7 protein-coding genes are annotated in these 10,303 nt (G+C 67.8%); 5 read left to right on the top strand and 2 right to left on the bottom strand.

What is annotated here, in order from left to right:
* Positions 1-858: 858 nt before the first annotated feature.
* Positions 859-3,318 carry a hypothetical protein gene (locus tag LWF15_RS33550; protein ID WP_232815026.1) on the top strand — a complete coding sequence of 820 codons (2,460 nt, stop codon included), beginning with the start codon at positions 859-861 and terminating at the stop codon, positions 3,316-3,318.
* 218 nt (positions 3,319-3,536) lie between these two features.
* Here the strand turns inward: LWF15_RS33550 and LWF15_RS38320 are convergent, their stop codons facing one another.
* The gene (locus LWF15_RS38320) at positions 3,537-3,701 is read right to left on the bottom strand and encodes a recombinase family protein (RefSeq protein ID WP_408624554.1); all 165 of its coding nucleotides are present in this window, start codon (positions 3,699-3,701) and stop codon (positions 3,537-3,539) included.
* A gap of 299 nt (positions 3,702-4,000) precedes the next feature.
* On the opposite strand from LWF15_RS38320, the gene LWF15_RS33545 reads away from it, so the two are divergent.
* Genes LWF15_RS33545 through LWF15_RS33535 form a run of 3 tightly spaced genes read left to right on the top strand, consistent with a single transcriptional unit; the run spans position 4,001 to position 5,944 of the window.
* Entirely contained in the window at positions 4,001-5,521 is a 1,521-nt protein-coding gene (locus LWF15_RS33545; RefSeq protein ID WP_232815025.1) for a coiled-coil domain-containing protein, read from the top strand.
* Between the two features lie 5 nt (positions 5,522-5,526).
* Positions 5,527-5,727, top strand: a complete 201-nt coding sequence (locus LWF15_RS33540) for a hypothetical protein (protein ID WP_232815024.1) — start codon at positions 5,527-5,529, stop codon at positions 5,725-5,727.
* A 31-nt stretch (positions 5,728-5,758) separates the two neighbouring features.
* The gene (locus LWF15_RS33535; RefSeq protein ID WP_232815023.1) at positions 5,759-5,944 is read left to right on the top strand and encodes a hypothetical protein; all 186 of its coding nucleotides are present in this window, start codon (positions 5,759-5,761) and stop codon (positions 5,942-5,944) included.
* 73 nt (positions 5,945-6,017) lie between these two features.
* Here LWF15_RS33535 and LWF15_RS33530 read toward each other — a convergent pair whose 3' ends face one another.
* Positions 6,018-6,335, bottom strand: coding sequence for a hypothetical protein (locus LWF15_RS33530; protein WP_232815022.1), 318 nt, complete (start codon positions 6,333-6,335; stop codon positions 6,018-6,020).
* Between the two features lie 485 nt (positions 6,336-6,820).
* Between LWF15_RS33530 and LWF15_RS33525 the strand changes: the two genes are divergently transcribed.
* Positions 6,821-10,303: a hypothetical protein gene (locus tag LWF15_RS33525; RefSeq protein ID WP_232815021.1), complete on the top strand. Its 3,483-nt coding sequence runs from the start codon at positions 6,821-6,823 to the stop codon at positions 10,301-10,303.

The following is a 10,303-nucleotide window of genomic DNA, read 5'->3' as shown; positions in this document are numbered from 1 at the left end:
TCGCGCCTGTTCTCATGCATACTCATCAACTACAGTTGATATCGGCCATCCGTGAACGGGAGGACGGGAGCGCAGTGCAGCCAACAGCCAGCCGGGACTTGCCGACCAGCCTCAAAGACCTGCCTGAACTCCTGCCACAGCCGCCTCTCTATTCGGCGAGTGCTAGCAAAAGGGTTGCGACACGCCCAGCAAATCCGCGATTTGCTAGCACCAACACGGTTGGATCATCCCCATGGCAGCAGTCGCAGGCAGGAAGCATCGCAAGTGCGCGAAGGATCACGTGCAGCTCAACGCGCGCGTTAAGCCTCTGCGCAAAGACGAACTTGCTGCTTGGGCCACGCGCCTGGGCGTCAGCCGCGATGCAATCGTCGACGCCATCCTTGAGCACGCACTCACAGCCCCCTCCGTCGGAGACGATGGCCAGCCTGTTTGGTGGTCCGCTCCGACCGAAGAGGACTCTGGTGGTGAGCAGCTACGCCTGCTGGCTGGCTAGCCATCTAGCTCGCCCCAGCAGCCGCACCACTCGGACGCCAACCGGCGCCTGAGAAAAGAAGAAGACCCCACCCTCTGCCGGCCAAAGCGTTTGGGTGAGGCCTTCTGCGACAACTACTGGAGGAATCGTACCTCGGACCCCGGGCAGGGGTCTCCATTGAGCGCGCGCCAATCTGGCGTGTCGCGGCGATGGCCCATGCCTTGATGGCTCCGCACACCCAAAACTCCTAGTCAGAGCGACGCCCGCTACCTCACAGCTCCTTGTGAAGTGGCCTATGTCGCATGCCCATCTAGGGCAGGGACCCCCGCTGGAAACCGCAGGGGTGGGACAAGTGCGCCCTTCGGGAACCTGCGTGCGAGCGCACCATGGACGACACAACAGCCAGACACCCTCTTGATTACGGCCTTCACGAGCGGTTCAGTGCACCGTCGGAGCTCTTAAAGCGAACCAACCCGAGCCCTACTGTGGGCCAACACCAGCAGGTCGCGCCCCCCGCACCCGCGGGCACGGTCGACCTGGACCGGCATCTCTTTGCCCCGAACCGCTGGTTAGTCATCGACCCTGACAACGAGCGTGTGAAGGGAGCGCACCCTGGATCCCTCGAATCCGCGCTGTCCCTGATCGGTCGTGGTAAGGCCACCTCGATTGTGGGTCAGCTGCGCCCTGAGGTCACCGGCGTAGACATCGACGCGCCAGCATCTCTCGGCGACCTTGCACGCGAGATGATCACTGACTGGGCTGCTTCACGGCGCCTATGGCACCTGGCCCGGCCCTCGGGTGGTGGGCCTGGTCGCTGGCACGTTTACATCGTGCATGGGGTCAGGGCTCGTGACCTGTACCAGCTGGTCAGTGACATCAAACGCGAGCTGGGCCTCAAACCGGTCCAGCTCGGTGTCCGTGACCACCTGCGCCCTCTGTCGGCGCCGCACCGTCGCACCGGCCTGGTTACTCCCATCCAGGGCGAGCCAGCCGCGCTCTACGCCGATCTGCTGTCTCTGCTGCCTGACCAGCCGCGCACAGCCGGCCGCCGTCGCGGTCCCGGCTCCCCGAAGACAGCGACAGGGACGCGGGCACGGTCCGCGAGTGTTGCCGGTAGCGGCCCGGCGGCGCCCTTAAGCCCGCTGGCGCGCCGGCGTCGAGAGCTGCCGCTGGCCTGGCATGTCTACTTCCGTGAAGGACGGGCCACGGCCGGCCCGGTTGACCGTGACCCCCACACCCGCTCTCAGATCGAGATCGACGCCACCCGGCAGCTCGTGATCTGCGGATACACCGAGGATGAGGCCTGGACCGCGATCACCCACGCGCACCCCACCGCCTTCACCAAAAGCCGTCTTAAAGGCAGGCTCTGGTGGTGGTGGCTGTGGAATGCAGCCGTTCGAGACGCCGACGCCTGGCTCACCTCCCGCCGCCGCGCCCGCCAGCAAGGCCTCCAGCACATCACCGAAAACCTCGTAGGGAACGTCGCCAAAGACGGTACGGAGGATGTCACTGACCTGTTCGACCTGCTTTCCGCAGTCGAGCAGACCAGCACCCCGGACACGACCTCGCCGAACCCGGACCTGTGCTCGGTGGTCGTGCCGCCCCAAGTCGCCACGACGTTCGCCCTCGTGGAGGCGACATGGCGTTCGTGGCCGGCCCGCACCCGCCACATCGACCGAGAGCTGGCCACCACTGTGCTGGTCCGCCTGGCAAGGATCGGCAGCACCGAGGCCGCCATCCCCCAGCGCGACCTGCTGCAGGACTGCGCCATCTACGACCGCAAGACCATCCGCTCATCCCTGGCCAGGCTGCAGGAGTCCATCGGTCTGCAGGTGCTCCCCACTTACGTGCCCGGCACCACGGACACAGCTAACACCCTGCGCCTGCCCGACCAAGTTCCATCCCAACCGGGGGACCGAACGGGAACTCTGTCGGTAATTCCCCCATCTAGGGTTACACCCCCCCTCCCCGCCCGGCGCCTCCTCGGGCTCCCCTGCTCGACCCTCCTAGCCGAGCTCCCCCCCCAAACCGCTCCCGAGGGCAGTGGCCTGTTATCACTCGCTCGCAGGGCTGGCCTCTGCCCCCCTGATGCGGAGGTCCTGTCTCCAGCCCAGCGCCGTACCGTCACCGGCCACCTGCACACGCTGGCTCGGTACGGGTGGGCCGAGATCGACGACCACGGCCACTGGCGAGCTGGTGCCCCGCTCACCGGGGACTCGGCCGCCGAGAAAATCGGTCAGTACCTCGACGAACGTGTGCAAGCCGAAGTTGCGGCCGAAAGGGCCCAGTTTCGATTGAACTTCGACCGAGACCAGCGCGCCGCCCGCTGGCAGGCCCTGCGCGCCACAGCCATAGCCCGCAGCCAGAGAGCCCGCATCGCCCGGCAGAAATGCTGGTGGGAAGACCTTTCCGCGGAAGAACGCCAAGCCCGCCGCATCGCCAGAGCAGACCACTTCGCACAACAGGCCCCCCAAACCCAGGCCACACTCAAAACGACCTGGGCCCAGCAACGCCGTCAGGCCGGCGCTCCGGACGAGCGCACTCGCCATCAGCAGTGGCTGACCAGCATGACCCCAACAGAGCTCGCAGCTCGTTCGACCCAGCGCGCCCAACTGTGGCGGTCCAGACCTACCCACGAACAGCACGCCCTGGTCCAGGACTGGGACGCCCACCGCATTCAATGGGGGCTACCAGCCCTCCAACGCAGCCATAACTCCCTACGCGGCAGGCATATACAGCAAGACCAGCACCCCGAACACACCAACACCGGCAGCCTGCAGTTGCGGCTGCCCATCCCCGTTCCTCCCCCCGCGGCTCATCAGGAGCTCTCGCTCACCGGCACCTAGCCCCATCTACGACGAGAGGCCCTGCCATGCTCGAACGGCTTCCCCCCTTTGAGCAACGCCGATGGTCTCCGGGCAAACGTTTGGAGCCACTGGGCAGAATGCGCGCAGAGCCCTAGTCGAGTCCGGAGTGCGTTTGTCACCGCAAGTGCCGCCGACCAACCAGCACGCTCAACCTCGGACCATCGCCCCCGAAGCACCAAGGGCCCCACGTTTTCCCGCTATAACGCCAGCCGCTCCCCAGCACGTGACCGCTCACGGGACGACGAGAGTGTCGCCGTGGCCATGAAGTCCAGACACGCGGTCAGCTGCGGGCGGGCGGTGTCACGCCCGGACCGCTTCTCGGCGAAGATCCGCCAGCACCCGGCTGCCGTGAGTGCGTCCATCTGACGCTGGAGACCGCGCTAAGCCACGGAACTGGTTACTGACACGAATGAGCAAACCACTGTCACATCAGCGAGCAGCTACTGACACCTGAGCGAGCACAGCAGCCATCAGCACTGACGCCCCGGCGAGCAGAACGGAGTGGTCGCTGCCCATCGAGATGAGCAGTCTCACCCATGTCCGCATCCCTCCATTCGGCCGATTCCGCCTCTCGGTCTCACTATTTATTTCATTTCATTTTAACAACGAAACGAAATGAAATAATAATATGAAATGAAATTTTTTCCGGTAGGATGTACCCATGAGCGAACAGAGCGTGAGTGGGCGGCCGGACGGTGAAGCTCTGCCCGATGCGGGGGTCCCGGGCAGCGGGGCCGGACCGGCGCCTGAGCCGACGGGGGTGCCGGCCGGGGTGTGTTCGTTCCCGGTGGGACTGCTGGACGGTGGCCAGGACGAGGACCGGGTGTGCGGGCGGGAGGTGCCGCCCAAGCCGGCGAAACCCGTCGGGAAGGGCAAGGGGTCCAGCACGGGGCGCCCGGCGGCTTACTGCGACGATCCGCAGCACACGCCGCTGAAGGCGTTCCGCCTGCGGGAGAAGTGGGGCAAGGAGAAGCGCCGCCGGGCCGGGATGAGTGAGGCCGAGGACGAGCTGGTCCTGGATGAAGGGCGCCCGGTGTCCGACGGCGCCGCGGCGGTGCCGGTGCTCGGGTCACTGTGGAAGGACAGCGTCACCACGATCGGGACCCAGCTGGAGGTGCTTGGGCGGCTGATGACCAGGGCCGAGCAGGTCGCCCCGATCCTGGATGACCCCGAGGCCGCCTCCGCTGAGATCGCCGACGCCCGGACCCAGGCCGCCGCCGAGATCAGCACCTTCAAAACCCGGGCCGAGCGGGCCGAGCGCGCCGAACGGGAAGCGCGCGAGAGCGCCGCGTCCGCGATCGAGATCCGCGACGAGGCCGTCAGCGCCCTGGAGGAGCTCGAGGCCGGCACCGCCGAGCGGATCCGCGTCGCGCTGGAGGAGGCCGAGCAGATCCGGGCCCAGGCCGCTGCCAGCATCGAGGAGAACCAGCGGGAGACGGCCGCACAGGTCAAGGCCGCCCAGGACGCGGCCCAGGCCAGCCGTGACGATGCCGCCCGGCAGATCAAGGACGCCCAGCGTGCGGCTGAGGAGCGGGTCAAGCAGGGCGAGCAGGACGCGCGCGAGAAGATCGCCGAAGGCCAGCGCGAAGCGACCGAGTGGATAGCCCGGATCCAGGCCGAAAGCAGCGAAGAAATCGCCGCCGCCCGCACGCAGGCCGAGCAGGCCCGCGACGCCGCCGCCCGCGACCACGATACCGCGGTCCGCGAAGCCGCGGCCGCGACCGCTGCCCGGGCCGAGGCCGAGCGGATCCAGGCCGAGCTGCAGGACACCCGCCAGCGTCGCGACCGCGACGAGCAGCGCTACCAGGCCGAACAGGAACGGCTCCAGGCCGAACTCCAAGCCACCCGGAACGAGGCCGTTCAGGCCCGCGAAGCCGCGACCAACGAGCACGACGCAGCGGTGCGTGAAGCCGCCGCCGCGAAGACCGCCGGCGAGCAGGCCCAGCGCCTGCAGGCCGAGCTGGACGAGACCCGCCAGCGCCGCGAACGCGACGAGCAGCGCTACGAGTCCGAACTGGCCCGGCTGCGAGCCGAGCACCAGGAAGACCGCGAACGCGCGGCCGGCATCCAGGCCCAGCTGACCGCCGCCCACGAGGCCCAAGTCGCCGCACTCCAGGCGCAGATCCGCAGCCACGACACCCAGACCAGCGACCCGAACGATCAGAGCCAGACGAAGGGGTAGCAGCGATGAGTTACAACACCGGCAAGCCGGTAACAGGACTCGTGCGACTGAACCTGGCCGCGACGGCAGAGGGGAAGGTGCGTGCGCAGCTGGAGACTCAAGAGGGTCACCTCTTCGAGGTCGATCTCTGGCCGGACGAGGCCCGTGCTTACGCCGCCATGTTCGGACAGGCCGCCGACGAGGCCGAGCACCGCCTGAACCGGTGACGATCCGGGCATCCGGTGCGACAGTGGATGGATGGACGCCGGAAGTACGAGCACCGCCTACGCTCAGGGCCGCCGCGACTACGCTGCCGGCAGCATCGACACCAGCCGCGGAGCAGACCGCGCGTACCTCGCCGGGATCCGCGCTGAGCGCAGCGACGCCATCGATCGCGAGCTCACCGCGTGGCAGCCCGTCCAAGGAACACCCGAGAGCAGCTGAAGCCGCCGCCCGGTGACCGCAGTTCGGATGTTGAGTCCGAACAGAGCCGCCGGGCGGCGGCCGGGCGCGGTTGTCAGAAAAACAGGCCCTGTGCCGGGTCGATGTGCAGCAGGACGTCACGCACCCGGTCGTCGTCCCAGCCATCCCGCACCGCCGCAGCTAGCTGTTGCGAGCGCTCTGCCCGCTCACTGCGCAGAACGCGGCCGCGCAGGTCGCCCAGGCCATCGCGGAGGCAGAGGCAGCCGAGCACATCCAGACCACCCGGGACGAGGCCGAGCAGCGCGTCAGTCAGGCCGAGGCCGCCGCCGATGCCTCCCGGGCCGAGGTCGAGCGCCTGCAGGCCGAGCTCACCGCCGCCCGCGAGCGCCTCGACCAGCAGCAGGAACGCCACGACACGGACCTGGACCGCATCCGCGAAGAGCGCCCGCGAGGACCGCCAGCAGGCAGCCGAGGCCCCGGGCAAAACTGATCGCCGCGCACGAGGGGCAAGTGGCCGCACTACAAGCCCAGATCGCCAGCTTGGAGAACCAGAGCGAGCGCGACACAGACCAGCGAGGTGCGGATCAGCAGTGATGAGCCAGCTCCGTCGATCGTTTCCGGGGTGCTGAACCTGCCGGGGACGCGGGCTCAGGCGTACTGGCCCAGCACACTGCATGGCAGGCCCCTCAGGCTCATTGTGACGCAATGAGTTTCAGCGCCTTTGAAGGTTGGGCCTTCTGGGTGAGGTAGTAGCTAAGAGTAGGAGGGGTTGCTTACCGTTACCGGAAGTCCTGCTGTGAATACTCTGTGAAACGGCGTCGGTCTGCTCCGCAGCGACGCCGCCAGATCTCGGGCGGGCGATCTCATCCCCTTCTGATCACCCCTGGGAGAACCTCTGTGAAGCGTTGGCGCGCGAGTGCAGTCGCGGCGGTGATGGCCATTGCAGGGTTGGGAACTGCAGGGCCGGCCGCTGCGGACCCGCTGTACTGCAACTGGTACACCTCCTCCGACACCGCGGCCGCCTACCGGTCTGCCGCAGCGCTCAGCGCCGAGGACTCCCCCGCGCGGGCCGCTTTCGAGGCAGAGACCGAAGGCATGCTGGACGGCGACCGCCGCGCTTCAGCGAACTGGTCCAGTGCCAACGACGTGGCCTTCCTGGACGCAGGCAGCATCGACGCCTGCTCCCTCGTCCTGGCGGCACGACGCGAAGCGCGAGTGGTACTCGCGGACGCGGCCCTGGCTGTGTCCGCAGCCGGCGCCCCGAGCGCGAAGGTGGCCACGGCCACACCCTTGCTGAACGAGGGCAAGAAGGCACGCGACGATGCCGAAGCCGCCCGCGCCCGCTCCGGCGCCAAGGACCTGCTCACCCAGTGGTCCACCGCGATCGAGCGCGGTCACCAGGCGCTCAGCGCCCTGGGCGTGCCGCTCACCGCCGCCGAACAGGACACCGACGCCGACAAGCTCGTCGACCTGGCCGAGTTCCGGGCCGGCACCAACCCCTGGGCCCCCGACACCGATGACGACGGCCTCAGCGACGCCGTCGAAGCGATCGACCTGGCCGCCGTGGCCTCACCCCTGAAGAAGGACACCGACGGCGACGGCACCAAGGACGGCCTCGGCGACACCGACCAGGACGGCCTGACCGACGCCCGGGAAGCCACCCACCACACCAGTCCCACCGCAGCCGACACCGACGGCGACGGCCTGAACGACCGCGACGAGCTCACCGACACCAACACCGACCCCCTCAACAGCGACAGCGACGCCGACGAGGTCAGCGACGGAGTCGAGATCGACAACGACCTCAACCCGCTCGAAGCTGACTCCGACGGCAACGGCACCTCCGATGCCGCCGAGACCGTCAACCGCGTCAAGCGCGCCGCCGGGGCAACGGCCACCGTGCGCGGACGAGCCGACGCCAATACCTGGACCCTGACCAGCACCAACCTCACCGGCACCCTGCCCGGCGCCGTCACCGCCGGCGTCGGAGCCCAAAGCTCACAACCTGCATCGGATTCCAGCACCACCTCGACTGCGGCATTGCGCACGACTTCGAGCACCAGCCCCAGCACGGTCACCCTGAAACTCGACGTCGCCGACACCGTCGCTGACGCGGACTACTCCGGCCTGTCGCTGATGAAGTTCGACCCAGACGCCACCGGCTGGCTGCCGGTCGACGAGGACGACGAAGACCTCAGCTACTCCACCGCCAACAAGACCGTCACCGTCACCTCCGCCACCCTGGGCGTGCGGTACGCCGTGGTCGACCTGGACGCCTGGCGCGAAGGGCTCACCGCATGCGCCACCGCCAAGACCACCACTCCCAGCATCCGGATGCGGGTCCTGCTGGACGCCTCGCGTTTCACCAGCCAGGACGACCCCTCAGGCGAACGCTTCACCGCCACGAAAGCCGTGGTTGACCAGCTGCACAAGGGCGACGAACTAGCTGTGGCCTGGTACGCCGGTGGGATCGGGGAAGAGTCTGTCCCCGACCATTGGCAGTGGGAGGTCTCCCAGACCAACTACGGCTGGACCCGCGGCGATCGTCCCCACGGTCTAGCTTCGGGCCTGCCCGAGCCGGTCGCGTCCTGGGACCTGGCCGGGTGGAAGAAGGCCATCGGCCCGCCCGGTCCAGACTGGGACGAGTACCGTGACCGCTGGATCAACGCCCCCGAGAGCATTCCCGAGGTCCTGGAGCAGGCCGGGCTCACCAAGGCAGAGGCCAACAACTGGTGCCGGCCCACAGTCGGCGTCCTGGTCAGCAACGGTGAGACCGGAGTGTCGGAGTTCGGCCAGCACACCTTCCCTGACCCGCTGCCGACCGACACCTACGCCCCGATCCACGTCATGGGTGTTGGCTCCCCCTCCCGCCACGCGTGGCTGAAGGAACTGGCCGCCGCCAGCGGCGGGACCTACAGCGAGATCCCCGACTTCTACGACGCTTTCAAGCGCCCGCCCCCGCCCAAGCCGACCCTGCCGGACGACGAGAGCCTCGACACCGACGGCGACGGCGCCAGCGACTACCTCGAGATCCACGGCTCCACCAGCCTCGACGGCCGGCTGTTCACCTCCGACCCCACCAAGCCCGACACCGACGGCGACGGCCTGAACGACTACGACGAACTCGGCGCCGCCTTCCAGGCCGAACAGCTCGACCTGCCCGCCGAGCTCATCGACGAATCCCTCATCTACGGCGCGGTCTCCGATCCCCGCTCAACCGACGGCGACCACGACGGGATCCCCGACACCACCGAGATCGACGAGGGCACCCAGGCCCTGCACGCCGACACCGACAGCGACGGCCTGGCCGACGGCGACGAATTCGACCTCGGCACCGACCCCCTCACCGCCGACACCGACGGCGACGAACTCAACGACGGCTACGAGGTCGACAACGCCGACAACCAGGGCCTGAGCCCCACCACCTTCGACACCCGCGTCAGCCAGAACCAGTACCTCAAGGACTTCCTCCAGGGCGCCATCTGCGGAGACATCACCTGGCTGGGCTGCGCTCCCGACGACAGCATCGCCCGCCTCGCCGGATCCCTCACCGGCTCCTTCGTCCCCCTGATCGACATCCGCGACGCCGTCGCCGGCATCAGCAACAACGACCTCGTCGGCACCGGCTTCAGCCTCGCTGGACTCCTGCCCTTCTACGGAGACAGCTTCGCCGGCCTGGGCAAGATCGGGAAATACGTCAACGCCTACCCCCACAAGGCCAACGACGCCGCCGCCTGGATCGTCCGCAGCAACCTGCTCAGCGAACGCATCCAGATCCACGCCCTACGCAAGGCCCTCGGCACCCGCTTCAACGCCCTCGAATCCGAAGGCTTCCACCCCGAGGTCATCCTCAAGATCGCCAAGCGGGGCAACATCGACGACCTGCTCACCGCCCTGTCCAGCAGCAAGCGCATCACCGACGCCCGAGCCGTCAACATGCCCTGGGCCCGCGCTGCCGGCAGCCAGAAAGCCAACGAAATCGCCGAGATCCAGGTCCAGGACCTCGTCATGCCCATCCTGAAGCCAGGCTGGGTGGCCGAACGCAACAAGACCACCAACGTCCGGGTCTTCCAGCCCCGCCCCAGCGACGGCCGCAACGTCTTCTACCGCGAACACGACGTCCTCTACACCAACGGAGCCGACCAGCACTCGATCGAGGTCAAGTCCGGCGCCGTGAAGCGGTTCAACCGCAAGAGCGACCTGTGCGGCCAGATGGCCAAGGACCGAGCCATGATCAACGCCGGCGACATCGCCAGCAAGGTGATCCACTTCGTCCCGTCCGAAAGCCGCGGCATCTACGGCGTCGGACCCGACGCCGCCGTGCTGAAGTGCCTGAACGACTACGACATCAAGTTCGTCATCCACATCCCGTCACCCTGA

Source organism: Kineosporia rhizophila, assembly GCF_021277265.1.
Lineage (GTDB): Bacteria > Actinomycetota > Actinomycetes > Actinomycetales > Kineosporiaceae > Kineosporia > Kineosporia rhizophila.
Note: the sequence above shows the minus strand (reverse complement) of the source record. Positions and strands in the feature narration are given on the sequence as shown.